At 51.6% G+C, this 17234-nt stretch carries 27 protein-coding genes and 1 pseudogene; 26 read left to right on the top strand and 2 right to left on the bottom strand.

Translation table 11 applies throughout. The annotated features are described in order from the left end of the window. The first annotated feature begins 36 nt into the window (after positions 1–36). The 14 genes from AAF463_RS11515 to AAF463_RS11450 all read left to right on the top strand — a co-directional run bounded on the left by AAF463_RS11515 (position 37) and on the right by AAF463_RS11450 (position 6849). The gene (locus AAF463_RS11515) at positions 37–792 is read left to right on the top strand and encodes a hypothetical protein (RefSeq protein WP_350260783.1); all 756 of its coding nucleotides are present in this window, start codon (positions 37–39) and stop codon (positions 790–792) included. A 394-nt stretch (positions 793–1186) separates the two neighbouring features. Then, a complete protein-coding gene (locus AAF463_RS11510; protein WP_350260782.1) occupies positions 1187–1645 on the top strand; it encodes a YbcN family protein in 459 nt (152 codons plus the stop codon). Further along, positions 1638–1853, top strand: coding sequence for a hypothetical protein (locus AAF463_RS11505; RefSeq protein ID WP_350260781.1), 216 nt, complete (start codon positions 1638–1640; stop codon positions 1851–1853). Before AAF463_RS11510 ends, AAF463_RS11505 begins: the two co-directional genes overlap by 8 nt. A gap of 98 nt (positions 1854–1951) precedes the next feature. Then, positions 1952–2143 carry a protein NinF gene (locus AAF463_RS11500; RefSeq protein ID WP_350260780.1) on the top strand — a complete coding sequence of 64 codons (192 nt, stop codon included), beginning with the start codon at positions 1952–1954 and terminating at the stop codon, positions 2141–2143. After that, a complete protein-coding gene (locus AAF463_RS11495) occupies positions 2118–2723 on the top strand; it encodes a recombination protein NinG (protein ID WP_350260779.1) in 606 nt (201 codons plus the stop codon). The genes AAF463_RS11500 and AAF463_RS11495 overlap by 26 nt, the downstream gene beginning before the upstream one ends. Further along, the gene (locus tag AAF463_RS11490) at positions 2720–2857 is read left to right on the top strand and encodes a YlcG family protein (RefSeq protein WP_323274831.1); all 138 of its coding nucleotides are present in this window, start codon (positions 2720–2722) and stop codon (positions 2855–2857) included. The genes AAF463_RS11495 and AAF463_RS11490 overlap by 4 nt, the downstream gene beginning before the upstream one ends. Further along, on the top strand, positions 2838–3326 hold the full coding sequence (locus AAF463_RS11485) for an antiterminator Q family protein (RefSeq protein ID WP_350260778.1): 489 nt from the start codon (positions 2838–2840) through the stop codon (positions 3324–3326). Before AAF463_RS11490 ends, AAF463_RS11485 begins: the two co-directional genes overlap by 20 nt. Positions 3327–3729: 403 nt before the next feature. Further along, positions 3730–4140 (top strand): hypothetical protein, encoded by a 411-nt coding sequence (locus AAF463_RS11480; protein ID WP_350260777.1) that lies wholly within the window; start codon positions 3730–3732, stop codon positions 4138–4140. Positions 4141–4619: 479 nt separating this feature from the next. Then, positions 4620–4865 carry a phage holin gene (locus AAF463_RS11475; protein WP_343552123.1) on the top strand — a complete coding sequence of 82 codons (246 nt, stop codon included), beginning with the start codon at positions 4620–4622 and terminating at the stop codon, positions 4863–4865. Between the two features lie 8 nt (positions 4866–4873). Continuing rightward, entirely contained in the window at positions 4874–5359 is a 486-nt protein-coding gene (locus AAF463_RS11470) for a lysozyme (protein ID WP_350261993.1), read from the top strand. Then, positions 5356–5820, top strand: a complete 465-nt coding sequence (locus AAF463_RS11465; RefSeq protein ID WP_350260776.1) for a lysis protein — start codon at positions 5356–5358, stop codon at positions 5818–5820. The genes AAF463_RS11470 and AAF463_RS11465 overlap by 4 nt, the downstream gene beginning before the upstream one ends. Before the next feature lie 75 nt (positions 5821–5895). Next, on the top strand, positions 5896–6120 hold the full coding sequence (locus tag AAF463_RS11460; RefSeq protein ID WP_350260775.1) for a hypothetical protein: 225 nt from the start codon (positions 5896–5898) through the stop codon (positions 6118–6120). A gap of 125 nt (positions 6121–6245) precedes the next feature. Beyond that, positions 6246–6605, top strand: coding sequence for a hypothetical protein (locus AAF463_RS11455; protein ID WP_350260774.1), 360 nt, complete (start codon positions 6246–6248; stop codon positions 6603–6605). Positions 6606–6657: 52 nt separating this feature from the next. Continuing rightward, positions 6658–6849 carry a hypothetical protein gene (locus AAF463_RS11450; RefSeq protein ID WP_350260773.1) on the top strand — a complete coding sequence of 64 codons (192 nt, stop codon included), beginning with the start codon at positions 6658–6660 and terminating at the stop codon, positions 6847–6849. On the opposite strand, the gene AAF463_RS11445 is transcribed toward AAF463_RS11450, so the two are convergent. Next, entirely contained in the window at positions 6841–7086 is a 246-nt protein-coding gene (locus AAF463_RS11445; RefSeq protein ID WP_350260772.1) for a hypothetical protein, read from the bottom strand. The genes AAF463_RS11450 and AAF463_RS11445 overlap by 9 nt on opposite strands. 25 nt (positions 7087–7111) lie before the next feature. Here AAF463_RS11445 and AAF463_RS11440 point away from each other — a divergent pair. Further along, positions 7112–7198 (top strand): annotated as a pseudogene (locus AAF463_RS11440) (hypothetical protein); the annotation flags it as partial. A 75-nt stretch (positions 7199–7273) separates the two neighbouring features. Here AAF463_RS11440 and AAF463_RS11435 read toward each other — a convergent pair. Further along, positions 7274–7759: a hypothetical protein gene (locus tag AAF463_RS11435; protein ID WP_350260771.1), complete on the bottom strand. Its 486-nt coding sequence runs from the start codon at positions 7757–7759 to the stop codon at positions 7274–7276. 381 nt (positions 7760–8140) lie between these two features. Here AAF463_RS11435 and AAF463_RS11430 point away from each other — a divergent pair, with 381 nt between their 5' ends. The 11 genes from AAF463_RS11430 (at position 8141) to AAF463_RS11380 (ending at position 17221) form a co-directional block, all read left to right on the top strand. Beyond that, positions 8141–8584 carry a ubiquitin carboxyl-hydrolase gene (locus tag AAF463_RS11430; protein ID WP_350260770.1) on the top strand — a complete coding sequence of 148 codons (444 nt, stop codon included), beginning with the start codon at positions 8141–8143 and terminating at the stop codon, positions 8582–8584. Next, positions 8565–9812 carry a phage terminase large subunit gene (locus AAF463_RS11425; protein ID WP_350260769.1) on the top strand — a complete coding sequence of 416 codons (1248 nt, stop codon included), beginning with the start codon at positions 8565–8567 and terminating at the stop codon, positions 9810–9812. The genes AAF463_RS11430 and AAF463_RS11425 overlap by 20 nt, the downstream gene beginning before the upstream one ends. 12 nt (positions 9813–9824) lie before the next feature. Further along, positions 9825–11225, top strand: a complete 1401-nt coding sequence (locus AAF463_RS11420; protein WP_350260768.1) for a DUF4055 domain-containing protein — start codon at positions 9825–9827, stop codon at positions 11223–11225. A gap of 121 nt (positions 11226–11346) precedes the next feature. Next, complete coding sequence (locus tag AAF463_RS11415) at positions 11347–12099, top strand: DUF6651 domain-containing protein (protein WP_350260767.1); 753 nt, start codon at positions 11347–11349, stop codon at positions 12097–12099. Positions 12100–12113: 14 nt separating this feature from the next. Next, a complete protein-coding gene (locus tag AAF463_RS11410; protein WP_350260766.1) occupies positions 12114–13238 on the top strand; it encodes a P22 phage major capsid protein family protein in 1125 nt (374 codons plus the stop codon). Between the two features lie 45 nt (positions 13239–13283). Then, on the top strand, positions 13284–13529 hold the full coding sequence (locus AAF463_RS11405) for a hypothetical protein (protein WP_350260765.1): 246 nt from the start codon (positions 13284–13286) through the stop codon (positions 13527–13529). Further along, positions 13529–13921: a hypothetical protein gene (locus AAF463_RS11400; protein WP_350260764.1), complete on the top strand. Its 393-nt coding sequence runs from the start codon at positions 13529–13531 to the stop codon at positions 13919–13921. The genes AAF463_RS11405 and AAF463_RS11400 overlap by 1 nt, the downstream gene beginning before the upstream one ends. 1 nt (position 13922) lies before the next feature. Further along, a complete protein-coding gene (locus tag AAF463_RS11395; protein WP_350260763.1) occupies positions 13923–14567 on the top strand; it encodes a hypothetical protein in 645 nt (214 codons plus the stop codon). A gap of 1 nt (position 14568) precedes the next feature. After that, positions 14569–15375, top strand: coding sequence for a hypothetical protein (locus tag AAF463_RS11390; RefSeq protein ID WP_350260762.1), 807 nt, complete (start codon positions 14569–14571; stop codon positions 15373–15375). A gap of 17 nt (positions 15376–15392) precedes the next feature. Beyond that, positions 15393–15605, top strand: a complete 213-nt coding sequence (locus AAF463_RS11385; RefSeq protein ID WP_350260761.1) for a hypothetical protein — start codon at positions 15393–15395, stop codon at positions 15603–15605. A gap of 59 nt (positions 15606–15664) precedes the next feature. After that, the gene (locus tag AAF463_RS11380) at positions 15665–17221 is read left to right on the top strand and encodes a phage tail protein (protein WP_350260760.1); all 1557 of its coding nucleotides are present in this window, start codon (positions 15665–15667) and stop codon (positions 17219–17221) included. Positions 17222–17234 lie beyond the last annotated feature (13 nt).

The following is a 17234-nucleotide window of genomic DNA, read 5'->3' as shown; positions in this document are numbered from 1 at the left end:
CGGATTATCCGGTCAGCACGAAAAAGGAGCCCACTGATGATTCACTATCACGGCGGACCGATAACACCTGATACATGCGCCATCAAAGCCTGGAAAGCCCGCCACGCATTCATCTCCTTCGCCCATGCCAGCCAAATCAATCTCGCCTCTGAATACTGCCAGTCATTCGCCCTCGACAACGGAGCGTTTACAGCGTGGAAAGCAGCTGGACGGAACAAAATCGACTGGAGTGATTATTACGAGTTCGTGGCGCGTTGGAAAAACCATCCGGGCTTCGACTTCGCAATCATCCCTGACGTCATCGACGGGGGAGAAACTGAGAACGAGGCGTTGCTTGATGAATGGCCGCACGGTGATTTCTATGGCGTGCCGGTATGGCACATGAACCAAAGCGACGAACGGTTTATCCGTCTATGCAACGAGTATCCGCGAGTGGCGATCGGAAGTTGTGGAGAGTATGACGTTAAGCGGCCAAATATCGCCGTGGTGCGCATGAAAGACCTGATTCGCCATGTTACCGATGAGTACGGGCAGCCGATCACTAAGCTACACGGCCTGCGCATGCTTAACCCGCTCATCTTCACCAAGTTGCCACTGGCAAGTGCTGACAGCACGAACGTTGCCAGAAACATCGGCATCGACAAAGCATGGTCTGGTGCTTATGCGCCGGCATCAAAAGAAACCCGCGCCGCTCTGATGGTCGAGCGCATCGAGTCACACAACAGCCCCGGCTCACTCGATTACTGCGAGCTGCGGGATAAATTCAACATGCAACTGCAGTTGGCAGTTTAACCGGAGGAATAATTAAACAGTTCACCATCCACCAAACCAGCGGCGATAATTACCGTGAACCTTGGAAGTTGTATTTTCGCATCGCAAAAAATCAATAAGTTCTGCTTTATGTTTCATGGTGTAAATTTGACTTGCTCTTTACCGGTAACATCTTATTTTCAGATGGAGAGTTCAATACACCCAAACTGAAGAGGGATATTTATGGCTAAGCATCACTTCATTAAAACACTTGAAATATCAGCAATTGTTATATTCGCGCTGGTTTTGGCTTATCTGGCCGTTACCGGAATCCTTTCATCTGCGGGCATAGATCATTCCTGGCCGTATCCGAATAAGTAACTAGGAACGACACCAGGGAAATAAGCACCGCTTAAATATAAACATAATAAATCACATGACCGATATCTCTAAAAATGGGGTTCGGTTGCACAAATCGAACTTCTGCGCCATCGGGCAACAGCTTCTTCCTCTGCTCGAATCTGGCGAAAGCTACCGGCTAATCGTTAAGCCGTGGAAAGAAAAACGCAGCATCAACCAGAACTCCTTATCCCATATGTGGTACGCCGAAATCAGCGCCTATCTGATCAAGTCCGGCCGTGCTGACGCCACGCCTGAATGGGTAAAGCGAAACCTCAAGCGCACCTATCTTGGATGCGAAGAAATCACCTACACCGACTTCGTTACCGGCGAGAAGGTCACCACCTACGAACCCCGGCACACATCCAACCTTGATACAGGAGAGATGCATTTCTTTCTGAATCAGGTTGAGCGGTGGTGTGCGCAGTTCGGTCTGGCGCTGACAATCCCGCACGATAGCGAATATCAAAAGCTGAAGGATAAACAAAATGCCTAAGAAAACCTGGAGTGAAAAAGACCTGGCATACATCGAGCGCGTGGCCGGAAAAGTGCCGGTTCCTGTTATGGCTGCTGCTGTCAATAAATCCGTATCAGCAGTAATTGGAAAAGCGCACTCGCTGGGCCTGAAACTTAAAGTGCCATCCGCAGTACTCAAAAAACACTGGCCGGATTATGTAGGTAAGGGCATCTCTCATGCCGCGTGAACGCTGCCAGCGCTGCCACACCATCCTCACCAGTGAAGATAAGCACTGGTACTCAGTTGCATGTGAGTCGTGCGAGACAGACCTCAAGTGGGAGGAGTATGAGCAACCGAACCCCATCAAATCCGCCTACTGGCGCTGGAGGGCTATCTGCTTTGGTGTGCGTGTTCTGCGCCATTACCCTGGCCGATTGCGAGACCTATTGCTGCAGCGCTTGCGAGGTGGAGCTAATGAGCGACCCGAATTTCAGGATGTGCGGAGGAAGCGATGAGGAAAGTCAGAAGACGATGTAAAAACCCCGACTGCCGCGAATGGTTCCATCCAGCCTTTCAGAATCAAACGTGGTGCAGCCCGGAATGCGGAACGGTAATCGCATTAACCAAAAGAGAAAAAGACCGGCAGAAGTCGATACAGGAAGCAGAACGACGACGAAAGGATGAAGCCCAGCAGGAACGACGCAGTATCAAAGTCCGCAAGTTAGCACTACAGCCCCTCAGCCACTTCCACAAGCAAGCACAAGCCGCCTTCAACGAATACATCCGAACCCGTGACGCAGAAGCGCCATGCATCAGCTGTGGGCGCTTTCATGAAGGTAAATACGACGCAGGCCATTACCGCACCCGCGGCGCATCACCGGCCACACGGTACGACGAAACCAACTGCCATAAGCAGTGCGTTCCCTGCAACCAGCACCTCTCCGGCAACATCGAAAACTACACGCCAAACCTGATTAAGAAAATCGGTCAGGCTGCGTTTGATCGCCTGATGGGCCCGCATGAGCTGAAAAAGTGGACGCGTGAAGAGCTGCAGGAGCTGGCGGCGCATTACCGGCAGAAAACTAAAGAGCTGAATAAGCGAAGAGAGGCAGCATGATAGTCGATTACCTGCACGACAAATGGCGCTTGCTGCGCATGTACCGCGCCCGCCGCATGTTCGAAATCAACTACCGCATATTGCGTAACACAGCGAAAATCATGGGGGTGAAACATGCCAGTACGCGAGCTTAATCTCAGCAAAGAGCAACATGACTGGCTGAATGGCTGGTTAGAACTGTGGGGAGCGTGGGTATATTCAGGAAGGCTGGAAAAGCGCATGACCAGCGTCATAGCGCAATACATGGCTACTGTTGAACCACAATCATATCCATGCCGGCCAATGTGCAACGATGATGACGGACTCTTGATTTCTCAGGTCGTGGACTCCGTCATGTGCATCGATAAAAAAGCCCTTGGCATCCTGCTCAGTTACTACGCTCACGGTTCTTCCAAGCGTGCGATCGCATCTTACTATCACAAGTGCGCAAGTCCTCGCAAAATGTCGGGCCGCGGTGGTGAAAGCTATCGCATACCATCGATGATTACTTGCCGTCGAGAAGTGGACGAAATACTCAATGCGAGTTTGTATCTTCTCTACACTCCGTTGCTAAATGCATTCAACGATCGCAAACGTGTAGTGAAAATTAGAAAAGTCGCATAGTAGGGGGTTGACTCCATTGAGCCAATGAGCCACAATTTGGATGTAAGCTGCCGTAAGTGTTCTTAAATGAGCCAGCAGCGACAAAATCCATCACAGTGAGATAGTTTAAGAGCCTCGTGGCCTCACCAGCTAGCGGGGCTTTTTTGCGATATTGACACCCGAAAAAAGTTTTTGTAAAAAGTGAATCGCCTGATGTGTATTGTTCTTTAGTCCAATCATTCATCTCGCATATCAGGCCGAAAGCCCCGTCTTAACCGATGGGGCTTTTTGTTATTTAAGATTTAGAGATGAGGCGCTTCTGCAATTGCCTAAGATCATTAAGACGCCAATTTCAACTTCAGGATTTTCAATCACAGTTATAAGATTCTTTGCACAATGATTAACTGGGTTTGTTAAATGAAAAATGAAAAGTGGATTTGTGGTTTTTACATTGGTCGCATTGCTTGCAGGCTGCGCATCGAATGACATAGAGGATATGCCTAGAGATGCTAGGGTTAAGTTTGCCAACATGGAAGGTTACTCAAATAACCCTTACCCGAAAGCCAAGATGCTTGGTGAGGTAATGGGCATGAGCTGCGCTCGTAGGGGTGGATCATCAACGATGATTACGGAATTTGGCGGAAATATTTTTGCTACAACTTCCGGACCTGATGTCGCTACTGGTGCTGAGGCATTAGAAGACATGAGATACAAGGCTGCTAAAATGGGTGGCGATGCAGTAGTTAACGCTGTGTGTAAATCCGGCGGAGTAGATTGGGGCCACAACTGCTGGTCAACAGTGAAGTGTGTTGGCGACGTGGTATCCAAGAGCTAATAAACAAATCATAAATCTTTTTGAGGCACTGTTTCGGCGGTGCCTTTTTTATTGCCCAGGTGCTAGCTGACAGCCTGATCATCTTGTGCTGAAAATGAATTTGGTTAGCTGGCTAATAGTAAATAGAGCAAATAAAGTTAAAGTTCCTTGTTATGAATCTGAGAATATTGCCTCGCCCCTTCAAGAGCTAAGCCATTGCGAGTGCCGGAGATAAGCGCCGGGTGGGGCACATCAAATTTAAGAGGTCGCCAAAGGCGGCCTTTTTTCGTTTTAGCGCCATCCCGAATCCAAATCGAATTTCCCTGACTGTGTGGGGATGAGCGCTCTTTTCTTATGGTACCGGACAAAAGAAAACCCGCACTTGGCGGGTTATGTCGAATTCGGAAAAGTTCTTGCTCAGCAGTAGAAACTTTAACCGGGTTCGCTTGCTTCTTCCTTCGGCTAAATCTTAAAAGCGAATCCCCTCAACGGGGGTGGATATGAAATTTATGCCTGACAAACTTGCATCAGGTGCCAGCTATTGCGTGTCCGGCACACTGGTCTGCGGAGGTAGTGTGTCGCAATGGATTCATGACCTCGACTGGAATCAGATCGCAGTAATCAGTGGTGTGGTAATCGGTATCGCCACCTTTCTGGTGAATCTGTATTTCAAGAACAGACAAACTCGCGCATATGAAGCGGCCCTGCGTCGCGGCTACGTGTCAAACCCACCACAGGACCAGTAATCATGGCAATGTCACCGTCACTTCGGAAAAAGCTGCTTGCTACCGTAGGTGGCGGGGCTGGTGCTCTCGCTATTGCCGCCACACTGATTACTTCGCTGGAAGGCGTTGAGTACAACCCATACAAAGACGTCGCCGGTATCTGGACGGTTTGTTATGGGCACACCGGCAAAGACATCATGCTCGGAAAAACATACACCGAGATGGAGTGCCGGGCGCTGCTGGACAAAGACCTTCGAACAACTGCCGCGCAGATTGACCCATACATCAAAAAGCCAATTCCCGACGAAACACGCGCAGCGCTTTACTCGTTCGCCTATAACGTCGGTGCGGGTAATTTCAGAACCTCAATGCTACTCACCCGCATCAATGATGGCGACACTGCCGGTGCTTGTGACCAACTTCGCCGCTGGGTTTATGCAGGCAAGCAGAAGTGGAAAGGGCTAATGAATCGCCGAGAGATAGAGCGAGAGGTTTGCTTGTGGGGCCAGAAATGACAGCTAAAGCTGAGGCCATTATCATCGCGGTTCTGCTGGTGTTAGTTGCAGCATTAGCTGTGCAGGCTGCTATTTACCGTGGCAACGCCATCGACTATAAAGCCCAGCGCGATAAAGCATCTGATGCGCTCAAGCTGGCGAATGCCACGATTGATGACATGCAGTTGCGTCAGCGTGATGTTGCTGCACTCGATGCCAAATACACGAAGGAATTAGCAGATGCTCAGGCGACTATCGATCTGCTGCATGATGATGTTGCTACTGGTAAGCGTCGGCTGCAGCTCAACGCAAGGTGCCCCGCGAACAACTCCACCGGCACCACCGGCGTGGATGATGCAACCAGCCCCCGACTTGCTGACACCGCTGAGCGAAATTATTGGACCCTCCGAAGTCGTATCGAAATCGCCGGAAAGCAAATAGCCGGGTTGCAGCAGTACATCATTGAGCAGTGCCTCAAATAACACAGCGTCTTGATGTTTAAGCAAGACTGCCAGTGATGCATAATCCTAGCTCGATGCATATTAGGTGAGCGATCTTTGGAAATAGACATTGGTAGTTTTACGCGCGTTGAGGAAAATACTGTCTATGCAGAAGTAACGATTTACACCGATCCGAATTCCAGTGGTGAAAACGTATCTCTGTATCTGAAGTTGCCTTATAAGGTGGAAACAACGCTAGATGAGCTGGAAAAGTTAGCCAGAAGCGAGGCCATTAAACAAATGCGAGCTGCTGCCGATTGGTTAGCCGAAAATTCTGCTTAGATGTCGAGAATTTCATCAAAAGGCGCTTTCGCGAGTACGCCTGATGATGGCGGCTAAACTTTTATAATTTGTAGCCGATGGTTCTTAAGGAGTTGTAAATCGTTTGTGACAGAGAGAACTAAGCTATGAACGAGGTTTTAGTTAGGACTAAAAGCGAGCTTGATGCCGCAAGGAAAAATAAATCTTCAATGATCATCATTGAGGGCGAGCTAGCTAAAAAAGTTAAAAAAAGTAAAAAGATTGCCTATGCAGGAGTGGGAACATTAGGGGTGATTGGAGTAGCAATCGCCGCAGTTCCGGTAACAGGCGGTATGTCTATGTTTGCTGCAGCACCAGTTGCAGCATTAACTGGATTCGAAATTGCAGCAATTCTTGCCGCTTGCTTCGTAGGATTAGGACTGCTGGTTGCGCTCTTTAAGGACTACGAAGAAGTTGAGTTCGACGGAAAAAAATTGCGGATGGTTTTGAAAAGAAAGCAAAGCTAAGCACTTAGCAATTATTTATGCCGCCTCCGGGCGGTTTTTTATTGGAGCCAATATGACTCACACCTACCGCATCACAGTAACAACAAAGCCAGGTGAAACTCACATTGGCCTGATGAACAGATCACAACCTGAAATCGTAAAGGGCTTCATTGGTGTCGCTCAGGAAGATGGCGCTTGGGTATACCTCGCGCCTGATGACGTGCTTAAGATGGAATTCGAGCCTGTAGCAACGGAATCACGTTGAAATGCATAGAGCAGCCCCTTGAAGGACAAAGCTCACGCAAAGAAACAACATCCCGAAACGCTGCATGAACACAATGCGTTTATTATCCTTTGATATCTGATTCGCAATTTCTTCGTAGTTATCTGGCGCGAACATTCCGCCTGGATAGGGCTTAAGCACGTAACCGTTTGAGAACATAACAAAGCTTCCAATGAAGCCACACAAAATCGCTGCTGCTTGTAAGTAAGTAGTAGTCATTTAACCTCCGTGCAGAGAAAACATTATGGCATCACCAGATTGGGAAGCCATCGAATCGGCTTACCGTGCTGGTTCGTTGTCCATACGTGCTATAGCTGATAAGCACGGCGTAAGAGCGAATGCCTTGATGACTTGATAAGTTGATACACCTCAAGTCCCTATCAAGACAACTTGAGGTGATTATCACTTAAATCTTATTTATTAAAAATGATATTATTTTGGACGACAATCTAAGCTGCGGTACATCAAATGATGATGCCTCTTTAGTGACGCCTATAATGTAAGCATCTTCTTTAGTTGTCTTCATCATTTTTGATAATGGATGAGCCGTGGAACTTACGAGGACTGGAGGGACATTAATTAAATTACTATTAAACTGATCCCCAGTTAAGTCGATAGTGATTCCATTAAGTTCAAGCCATTTATGAGAGTTGGCATTTAACTTATTATAATAAGTGTCACCAACTTCACATAGCCCCGTCACCTGCTTGGGGTGCATGCCGGTTTGATTGTACAAGACTATAGCCATAACTTCTGAGATGATTCCGCAAAAGCCAGATGGGAACTCAGAGCCTGAAAGTCCAGTAAAGCTGCCTAAAGTACCATCCTGTGACCATTCATCCAGCGCATCTCTTATCGAAAGGCAAAGAATAACTAATTCATCCGTTGACAAAGATAGCTCCTTTTTTTACAAATTTTCATATATGTCGTTGCTAACAAGATTTATGGTTTCTTGATCCTACAGCTGAGCAATTGGATCTTGTTTGGACATTCTTTGTATGTTCTGGTTATTTTATAAAAAATTAATGTTTCACCAGGGTAGCGGCTGTGATTATGAGAGTATTTCGATGCATCACGCCTAACCCCTTGAGATAAATTAATTAATACGTCTTCTAAAATGTAGTCAATGCAATATCCACACTCTACGAATGAGCGACTTACTGCTGGTTTGGAAATTAGTGTTGCGGCGCCGCCGCATAAATAACATTCAATCATATTCTTCTCCTTAAAAAAGTAATTATCGGGACGTTAATCTACAACTTTAGGAAATTTTATGGCGACCAAAAAAACTGGCCGCCCTTCTGATTATCTACCAGAGGTGGCTGCCGACATCTGTTCGAAGCTTGCCGAAGGTGAGAGTTTGCGTAGTGTGTGCGCTCGACCTGGAATGCCTAACAAGGCCACAGTGTTCCGCTGGATAGGTGAGAACAAAGAGTTTCGCGACCAGTACGAGAAAGCCACAGAGAGCCGGGCAGATGCGATGTTTGAGGAGATGCTCGAAATTGTTGATGACGTCCCGCCCGAAGGTGCCGCAGTTGCAAAAGCAAGACTGCAATTAGATGCACGCAAGTGGATTCTTGCTCGAATGTCACCGAAGAAGTATGGCGACAAAGTTACGCAGGACATCGATCTGAAGTCATCTGATGGAAGCATGACACCGAAGCCAACAACCATTCAGTTAGTGGCGCCAACCATCTATGACAACAGCACAGATTGAACTCCCACCGAAATTGATACCGGTTTTTACAGGTGATGCTCGCTATCGCGGTGCTTACGGTGGGCGTGGCTCAGCCAAGACACGCAGCTTCGCTCTGATGACGGCAATCAAAGCCTACATGTTTGCAGAGGCCGGTGTGTCAGGTGTGATGCTAGGCGCGCGCGAGTACATGAATAGCCTGGAAGATTCCTCAATGGAGGAAATTAAGCAGGCGATTCGCTCTGTGCCGTGGCTGGATGAGTACTTCGAAATTGGCGAAAAATACATTCGCACCAAAAATCGTCTTGTCTGGTATGCGTTTGCCGGGTTGCGGCATAACCTCGACAGCATCAAATCCAAGGCTCGTTTGCTGGTAGCCTGGGTTGATGAGGCCGAAACAGTTAGTGAGACCGCCTGGATTAAACTGCTTCCGACTGTTCGTGAAAATTGTTCTGAAGTCTGGATAACGTGGAACCCGGAAAAAGATGGTAGCCCAACTGACGATCGCTTCCGTAAACACATGCCGGAAGGCGCGAAAATTGTTGAGCTAAACTACACCGATAATCCATGGTTTCCTGACGTGCTCGATCAGGAGCGCAGGAACGACCAAGCGCGTTTAGATGACCAGACCTATGCATGGATTTGGGATGGCTGCTACCGCGAGAACAGCGAAGCGCAAATTCTGTCTGGAAAGTACCGCGTTGCTGAGTTTGAACCAGCGCAAGGCTGGAATGGTCCATACTACGGCATCGATTGGGGCTTCTCCCAAGATCCAACGACAGGTGTAAAGTGCTGGGTGCATGACAGCCGGCTTTGGATTGAATATGAGGCCAGTAAAGTTGCTCTGGAAAACGATGACATTGCCGAGTTCATGATTAAGCGCATTCCTGGCATCGAGCTGCATGCAATCCGCGCCGACTCTGCACGTCCAGAGACCATCAGCCACGTTAAAAGCAATGGGCAAGGTAAGCGGGCAAGCTTGCCAAAAATTACCGGCGTCGAAAAATGGAAGGGCAGCGTAGAAGATGGCATAGCACACCTGCGCAGCTACAGAGAAATCATTATTCACCCACGTTGCTCTGGCTGGCTGAAAGAAGCACGCCTATATAGCTACAAAACAGACCGCCTTACCGGTGATGTGCTCACAGACATCATTGATGCTAATAACCACTTTATTGACGGTACACGTTACGCACTGTCTCCAATGATTAAACGGAGAGGGACGACTGTACGCCCATTCTCTGCATAACCGGATATCACGATGAGCAATGACGTTCGCAAGCGATCGGCAAAAGTCGAGGCTATGGCTGAATGCTGGCCGATGATTACTGCGTTGCTTGACGGCACGTCAGCGATGCGAGCTGCTGGCAAAGCATATCTACCACAGTGGCCCAATGAAGACGATGGCTTCTACAAAAACCGCTGCGCTACAGCAACACTATTCCCGGCTTATTCCCGCACTGTTGATGTGCTTAGCGGCAAGCCGTTCTCGCGCCAAGTTTCGTGGGATGAAGCGAAAGTGCCGCAAAGAATTCAGGCTATGTTCCCGGATATTGATTTGCAGGGTACCAACCTCCATTCATTTCTGGCTGATGTCTGTGAAGAGGCGATGGGGTTTGGTATTACGATTATCCTCGTCGAGCATCCCCAGACTGAAGGCCAGTTAACGGTAGCTGAAGAAAAGCAGCGTGGTTTGCGTCCGTATATGACGAAGGTATCGCCAAACAGCTTGCTCGATTGGTCTTCAGAACGCATCAACGGGCGCGAGACATTCACCATGCTGCGCTTTGTAGAGGTGGTGAGTGAGCGTGATCCGACGAATGAGTTTGTCGAAAATCAGATAGAGCAGGTTCGGGTGCTTAATCCGGGACGTTGGCGCATTTATCGCAAGAAGAAAAGCGAAGCCACTGGCGCTGAAGAGTGGCAACTTCATGATGAGGGCGTCACCAGCCTCAAGAAAATCACTGCCGTCCCAGTCTACGGCAACAAAACAGGATTTATGCAGGGCCGCGCACCGCTGCTGGAAATAGCCCACCTCAACGTTGAGCATTGGCAGTCGAAAAGCGATCAGCAAACTATTCTGCATGTTGCCCGCGTTCCGATTCTCTTCGGTCGAAACATGGGTGATGATCCAATTACGGTTGGCGCGGCATCAGCAGTCACCTCTGATAACGATGGTGCTGACCTGAAGTATGTCGAGCACTCCGGCAAAGCAATTGAAGCCGGTCGTGTTGACCTCATCGACCTTGAAGATCGCATGCGTCAAATAGGTGCTGAGTTACTGGTAATCAAACCGGGGCGCCAAACAGTAGCGCAGACAGTCGCTGATAACGAGGCCGGGACATGTGCCTTGCAGCGCATCGTTGGCGACCTGAATGACGCCGCTAACCTCGCGCTTGAGTACATGGCAGAGTGGATTAACGAGAAAGATGGCGGCGCTATCACCATCTTCCGCGACTTCGGCGCTGCAACTCTTGCCGAAGCATCTGCAACGCTATTGATGGACATGAATGTCGCCGGGGCGCTCTCGAATGAAACGCTATTCAAAGAGATGCAGCGCCGTGGCCTGATTGATATTGAACTCAATTGGGAAGCCGAGCAGAAACTCATTGCTTCCCAACCGCCGCGACCGGGACAAACAAGCACCACTCTCAGCGGCTAATAACTCCGCTACACGAACACAGGCCCATGCTCGCGCATGGGCCTTTTTTATTGCCGAAATCTGCGGATGCGGAACGGCGCAACGAGCCGGATGGCTCATCGATAAGGTTGGATGACCAGTTATGAAACTCAAACTCGACGAAAACGGCCATGTGGTCGTATCTGATGGCAAGCCTGTGTATGTGCACGACGATGGCAAAGAAGTGGCCTTTGACGCTGCTGGAACCGTTCAGACGATTTCTCGACTGAATGGTGAGGCAAAGTCACACCGCGAGGCAAAAGAGGCGGCAGAAGGTGCGTTGAAAGCGTTTGAAGGCATCTCCGACCCGAAAGCGGCAATGCAGGCTCTCGAAACCATTAAAAACTTCGACGCTAAAAAACTGGTGGATGCCGGTGAAGTCGACAAAGTCCGCGCAGAAGCGATCAAAGCAGTTGAAGAGAAGTATGCGCCCATCGTTAAAGAGCGCGACGAACTCAGCGGCAAACTGATCGCCGAAAAAGTAGGTGGCAGCTTCGCACGTTCGAAGTTCATCGCCGACAAGATGAGCATTCCCGCCGACCTGGTGGAATCTCGCTTCGGTCAGAGCTTCAAACTCGAAGGTGACAGCGTCATCGCATACGACAAATCAGGCAACAAGATTTTCAGCGCCAGTAACCCCGGAGAACCGGCTGGTTTTGATGAAGCGCTGGGCATCCTCGTCGAACATTACCCGTACAAAGACCAGATCCTCAAAGGCACCGGCGCATCAGGCGGCGGCTCCAGTGGCGGCAACGGCGGTACGGGCGGCAAAACTATCAGCCGCGCGCAGTTTGAGTCGCTCAGTCCTCAGGACCAGAGCAGCCAGATCGGTGCCGGTGTCACAATTACTGATTAACAGGAAGAACTTTAATGGCTAACAACCTCACCGGCCTTATCCCTGATCTGTTCGCTGCGCGCGATATCGTCTCCCGCGAACTGACCGGATTCATCCCCGCCGTCACGCTGGACCCATCTGCAGAACGTGCAGCGGTGGGCGAAGCAATCCGCATCCCGATTGCACCTGCTGCTGCTGCGCAGGATGTTGTTCCCGGTCAACTGCCGCCAAATGCCGGTGATCAGAACATCGGCAACACGCCTTTCACCATTCAGAAGTCGCGTATGGTGCCGTTCCAGTGGACGGGTGAAGAGCAGAAGGGCATAAACAACGGTCCGGGCTACGCCAATATTCGTCGCAATCAGATTGCGCAGGCAATGCGTACGCTGGTCAACGAGATGGAGTCAGACCTCGGAAAACTGGCGCTGAATTCATCCCGCGCTGCCGGTACCGCTGGCGCCACGCCTTTCGCAACTAACCTGAGCGACACCGCGCAGGTCCGCAAAATCCTGTCTGATAACGGCGCACCGCTGAGCGAACTGCAGTGTGTTATCGACACCACGGCGGGTGCAAACCTGCGTACGCTGGCGCAACTGACCAAAGCGAACGAAGCAGGCACCGATGAGCTGCGCGCTCAGGGTACGCTGCTCGAGCTGCACGGCTTCAAAGTGCGTGAATCCGCAGGCGTGGTTACTCACGCTCCGGGCACCGGCGCAAGTTATGTGACCAATGGCGCGCTGACCGTGGGCACCACTATCATCCCGGTACAGACCGGTACAGGCACCATTCTGGCTGGCGATATCATCACTATCGGCAACTACAAGTACGTAGTGAGCAGCGTCCTGTCAGGTGGTTCTCTGGCTATCGGCGCGCCGGGCCTGCGTGAGAACGTGGCGACCGGTGCCACCGTTACGCTGGCGGCCAACTTCACCGCCAACTTCGCGTTCAGCCGCTCAGCCATTCTGCTGGCAACCCGCGCACCGGCGCTGCCGCAGGAAGGTGATATGGCCGATGACCGCATCACCATCACCGATCCGCGCACCGGCATGGCGTTCGAAGTGTCGATGTACCGCCAGTACAAGCGCGTGCATTACGAAATTGCCGCCGCGTGGGGTTGCGCCAACATCAAGCCTGAGCATACCGCACTTCTGCTGGGCTAATCCTTTACCCGCCGGGAAACCGGCGGCTTCAATCCGGAGATAAACATGGCTAAGAAAGCTGACGAAACCGAAGACAACACGCCTGAAGTAATTACCGATGGCAGTGAAGTCACGACTGCCACTAACGCCGAAGCTGGTGCAGGTGTGCAGAATGCCTCATCCGTTGCTTTTGTAACGATGGTGCGTGATTCGGAAGTTCACCCGGCACCGCACACCGCTCAGGTGCATCCTGAAGAAGTGAAAAACTACTACTCAGGTGGCTGGGCGGTAAAGCAGGAAGAGGCTGAATAATGCTAACTGCCGGTCAACTTGTGGATGTGCGCCGATTTATGGGCTATCCGATGCAGGGTGATATTCCTGCCACGGATACCAGCGATATGGCTTACGGCTGGGTATCCTCAGGTGCCTGGCAGACGCTTTATCACCGCCTCTCAACGTTGAGCGCTGAGGAAGAGGCCGTGGTGGTGAACTATGTCACCACGTTAAAAACGCTTGAATCCGCCATTACTGGTGCAGGTGACAACCTCGATACGGATCAGGCGGCGGTCTGGAAGCGTAACACCAACGAAGTGCGCGACCGAACGCGGCTGTTCAATCAGTGGCGTCGCGAGTTGTGCGGCTTCATTGGCATCGCTCCCGGGCCAGCGCTTGGTAACGGGACCACGCAGATAGTCAGGTGCTGAAATGGATGCTGCAAAGCTGAGAGAGAAGGTTTACATCGGCTACGGTAAGGCGGCGAAGCGTATCGGGTATAGCGCCCAGCAGTATCGGGCAGCCAGCGCATTCAATCCTCTCGAAACAGCTTCCTTGCAGATGCTGCCAGCCTCTTTCACCACGAACTTTACCTACAGCGCGCCGAACAAATACGGTCAGGCCACCTGGCTTGGCGTGTTCGATAGTCGCGAATTTGAACCGGGTGATTTTCTGGTTTCGCCGGAGGATGGAACGTTCTTCGTTGCTGCCATGCAGACCACGCTGCCGATTTACTGTGTGCAGACCAATCGCACTATCAGTGTGCTGAGAACGTCGCAGGCGCCCGGTGGTGGCGGTGTACAGGGTTACGGCGGCACAACGGCCGCAAATGAAGTGGCGATCATGTCTGGATGGCCTGCCAGCATCCTGCAGGGTACGAAAGGGGAGAAAAGCCCCGTCAATCTGCCCGCTGATGCTAAAACGCCATGGTACGCAATCCTGTTTCCGAACTTCGGTGGCATCGTTCTGCGCACCAGTGACATCATCACCGACGACATTGGCCGCCGATACGTCATTTCCAGCGCTGAACTCACTGACATGGGCTGGCGCATAACCGCAATGCAGGCACTGGTGTGATATGGCTGATTCATCTGATGTAAGCAACACGATTGCCGGGATGATCGCCTCAACGGTTTACCCAAACGGCACATCGGAGCCCAGCATTTCAGGCTCAACCATCAAGATTTACCCAGGCTGGCCGGTGCCTAACGTGCTTCAGGAGGATATCAACGCCAGTGGCGCACATATATCTGTCTGGGCGCTGCCGTCTGAAAGGAAGATTGGCAGTGAGTTAGGCAGGCCTTATCGGGTGATTGAGAAGGGCGAGCCGCCGATGATTGCCACCGTCAATGGTCTGAACATCACGCTTTCCGGCTCTGCTTCAGTGCCGACAAACGTGTATTTCCTGATTGATGGCGCGGGATATCACTACCCCGTGCAGAGCGGCGACACGCTGGCGACAGTTGCAACGGCTATGGCTAACCAGATTCCGGGGGCAACCAGCAACGGAGCAGTCATCACGCTGGCGAGTGGTAGCGCTGTTGTCGCCCGGACTGGCGGCGTGGGTACAGCGATGCGTGAACTCCGCAGGCAGGCAAAGGATTTCCAGATAACCATCTGGGCGCCAACGCCAGCTATGCGCATTCTCATCGCTTCTGTCGTTGATGGGATGCTGTCTGAATCCAGCAACATATCGCTGGGTGACGGCGCGCCTTCAATGATGCTCTACACTCGGCAATTCGACTCTGACGCCAGTGAAAACTATCTGGTATACCGGCGCGACCTGATTTACACGGTCAACTACGCCACCACTCAAACCATTGCCGCGCCGCAGATCGTCGCACCCGTTATGCACGTCACTGACGCCTCTGGCAACCTGATTTAAACCCTTCTGGAGTAACCATGGCTGATACCGACAGCGCGCAGACTGCAACTGCTGCAACTACCGCAGCGGCGACGACCACTGCCGCAAAAACTGAAACGCTGGGATACATCCTCGTCGTTCGCATTGCCTTTGCTGATTATCAGATTGGCGAAGAAATCACAGATGTCGCCACCATCAAAGAAATTCTTGGTGGCGATCAGGCTGTCTACGTGATTAAACGCGCCGCGTAATTCACCTCAGTCCCAACCAGACCCGCCCATAGTGGCGGGTTTTTTTATTGGAGAAGAACATGCCGGTTTATCAAGCAGGCAGTCTGAACACCTCTGCGCTCACTGCACCTGATTTGTACGTGCAGGTGATAGCGCCGAAAACACGCTATATCAATGGTGTGGCAACTGATGGGCTGGGCCTTGTAGGCATTGGCAGCTGGGGACCGGTAAACAGCGCGTTCCTGATTGGTTCCGACACCGACCAGGCGCTTTATCTGGGGTCGCCTCAGGTACGCAAATATGATCTGGCGACAGCCGCGGCCATTTCGCTGCAGCTGGGCGCGTCTAATCTGCACTGCGTACGCGTCACTGACGGAACGGATGTTGCTGCAAGCGTTGCGCTGAAGGATGTGGCCAGCACCCCCGCTACAGGCCTGACTCTCACAGCGATTTACACCGGCACGCGCGGTAACACGCTGCAGGCGGCCATCACTGCAGGTACCGCTGTTAACTCGTATAAACTGACGATTAACCTGCCGGGCCAGAGCGCTGAGATTTTCGATAACATCACCGGCACGGGCCTTGCCCTCTGGCAGAACATCGTAAGCGCGGTCAACAACGGACAGACCAGCGTTCGCGGGGCCAGTCAGCTGGCGGTTGCAAATGTTGGAGCCAGCACCGCACTGCCTGATGTGACAAAAACCTACACCATGGCGGGCGGTACCGATGGCGTGACAACCATCACTGACTCAACCCTGCTCGGCACTGACGGCACCAGCACCACCCGCAAGGGGATGTATGCGCTGCGCGGCACCAACTCGCAGGTGATGAACCTTGTCGATCTGACGGACAGTAGCGCGTGGCCAACCATGGCGACCTTCGCAACTGCTGAAGGTTCGTATGGCATCAGCCAGGGCGCGTCAGGCACCACGTATTCAGCGCTGAGCACGCTGCTGAATAATGCCGGTGTGGATGACTGGCACTTCAAGGCAATCGTGGGCGACTGGCCTTACTGGAAAGACACGGTCAACGGCGTGAACCGCATGATTTCACCGGCCACGTTCGAAGCGGCCAATATTGCCGCCCGTTCACCGCATATCTCAACCCTGAACAAGCGCATCAGCAATATCATTGCGACTCAGCGCCAGTTGGCTAATCAGCCGTACTCGACATCTGAGATTGGCGCGATTAATTCAGCGCGACTTGACGTGATTACCAACCCGTGCCCAGGCGGTAATTACTTCGGCATGCGCTCGGGCCGTAACTGCAGCTCTGTGCAGAGCCAGAACGACGACACCTACACCCGCATGACCAACTACCTGTCGCTGACCATCGCGGCAAGCTTTGGTGATGTGGTGGGGCAGAACCATACCCTTGAGCTGCGCCGCGAGACGAAAAGCACCCTTGAATCATTCCTCTCTAACCTTGAACTTCAGGGCATGATTGGTGATCCGAATGGTGGCGCAGCGTTCTCGGTGAAAATCGATGCTTCGAACAACACCGATTCACAGGTTGCGCTCGGCTACATGGTGGCGGATGTGCAGGTCAAGTATCTGAACGTGGTGCGCTACTTCCTGGTGAATCTGGAAGGCGGCGGCAGCGTCACTATCGCGGTACCCAATAACCCATCCAGCTAACCATTCAGGCCTC

This window comes from Pantoea sp. BJ2 (assembly GCF_040255075.1).
GTDB classification, from domain to species: domain Bacteria; phylum Pseudomonadota; class Gammaproteobacteria; order Enterobacterales; family Enterobacteriaceae; genus Pantoea; species Pantoea leporis.
The sequence above is the reverse complement of the archived record's forward strand: the minus strand, read 5'-3'. Positions and strand labels throughout refer to the sequence as shown.

What these genes read in the sequence shown, in the direction of transcription:
- AAF463_RS11505 (WP_350260781.1), top strand. Translation starts at nt 1,638, where the DNA reads ATGCCTAAGAAAACCTGGAGTGAAAAAGACCTGGCATACATCGAGCGC.
- AAF463_RS11475 (WP_343552123.1), top strand. Translation starts at nt 4,620, where the DNA reads ATGAAATTTATGCCTGACAAACTTGCATCAGGTGCCAGCTATTGCGTG.
- AAF463_RS11480 (WP_350260777.1), top strand. Translation starts at nt 3,730, where the DNA reads ATGAAAAGTGGATTTGTGGTTTTTACATTGGTCGCATTGCTTGCAGGC.
- AAF463_RS11470 (WP_350261993.1), top strand. Translation starts at nt 4,874, where the DNA reads ATGTCACCGTCACTTCGGAAAAAGCTGCTTGCTACCGTAGGTGGCGGG.
- AAF463_RS11405 (WP_350260765.1), top strand. Translation starts at nt 13,284, where the DNA reads ATGGCTAAGAAAGCTGACGAAACCGAAGACAACACGCCTGAAGTAATT.
- AAF463_RS11500 (WP_350260780.1), top strand. Translation starts at nt 1,952, where the DNA reads ATGAGCAACCGAACCCCATCAAATCCGCCTACTGGCGCTGGAGGGCTA.
- AAF463_RS11380 (WP_350260760.1), top strand. Translation starts at nt 15,665, where the DNA reads ATGCCGGTTTATCAAGCAGGCAGTCTGAACACCTCTGCGCTCACTGCA.
- AAF463_RS11450 (WP_350260773.1), top strand. Translation starts at nt 6,658, where the DNA reads ATGACTCACACCTACCGCATCACAGTAACAACAAAGCCAGGTGAAACT.
- AAF463_RS11385 (WP_350260761.1), top strand. Translation starts at nt 15,393, where the DNA reads ATGGCTGATACCGACAGCGCGCAGACTGCAACTGCTGCAACTACCGCA.
- AAF463_RS11400 (WP_350260764.1), top strand. Translation starts at nt 13,529, where the DNA reads ATGCTAACTGCCGGTCAACTTGTGGATGTGCGCCGATTTATGGGCTAT.
- AAF463_RS11510 (WP_350260782.1), top strand. Translation starts at nt 1,187, where the DNA reads ATGACCGATATCTCTAAAAATGGGGTTCGGTTGCACAAATCGAACTTC.
- AAF463_RS11415 (WP_350260767.1), top strand. Translation starts at nt 11,347, where the DNA reads ATGAAACTCAAACTCGACGAAAACGGCCATGTGGTCGTATCTGATGGC.
- AAF463_RS11455 (WP_350260774.1), top strand. Translation starts at nt 6,246, where the DNA reads ATGAACGAGGTTTTAGTTAGGACTAAAAGCGAGCTTGATGCCGCAAGG.
- AAF463_RS11410 (WP_350260766.1), top strand. Translation starts at nt 12,114, where the DNA reads ATGGCTAACAACCTCACCGGCCTTATCCCTGATCTGTTCGCTGCGCGC.
- AAF463_RS11390 (WP_350260762.1), top strand. Translation starts at nt 14,569, where the DNA reads ATGGCTGATTCATCTGATGTAAGCAACACGATTGCCGGGATGATCGCC.
- AAF463_RS11445 (WP_350260772.1), bottom strand. Translation starts at nt 7,086, where the DNA reads ATGACTACTACTTACTTACAAGCAGCAGCGATTTTGTGTGGCTTCATT.
- AAF463_RS11395 (WP_350260763.1), top strand. Translation starts at nt 13,923, where the DNA reads ATGGATGCTGCAAAGCTGAGAGAGAAGGTTTACATCGGCTACGGTAAG.
- AAF463_RS11425 (WP_350260769.1), top strand. Translation starts at nt 8,565, where the DNA reads ATGACAACAGCACAGATTGAACTCCCACCGAAATTGATACCGGTTTTT.
- AAF463_RS11490 (WP_323274831.1), top strand. Translation starts at nt 2,720, where the DNA reads ATGATAGTCGATTACCTGCACGACAAATGGCGCTTGCTGCGCATGTAC.
- AAF463_RS11420 (WP_350260768.1), top strand. Translation starts at nt 9,825, where the DNA reads ATGAGCAATGACGTTCGCAAGCGATCGGCAAAAGTCGAGGCTATGGCT.
- AAF463_RS11465 (WP_350260776.1), top strand. Translation starts at nt 5,356, where the DNA reads ATGACAGCTAAAGCTGAGGCCATTATCATCGCGGTTCTGCTGGTGTTA.
- AAF463_RS11485 (WP_350260778.1), top strand. Translation starts at nt 2,838, where the DNA reads ATGCCAGTACGCGAGCTTAATCTCAGCAAAGAGCAACATGACTGGCTG.
- AAF463_RS11495 (WP_350260779.1), top strand. Translation starts at nt 2,118, where the DNA reads ATGAGGAAAGTCAGAAGACGATGTAAAAACCCCGACTGCCGCGAATGG.
- AAF463_RS11515 (WP_350260783.1), top strand. Translation starts at nt 37, where the DNA reads ATGATTCACTATCACGGCGGACCGATAACACCTGATACATGCGCCATC.
- AAF463_RS11430 (WP_350260770.1), top strand. Translation starts at nt 8,141, where the DNA reads ATGGCGACCAAAAAAACTGGCCGCCCTTCTGATTATCTACCAGAGGTG.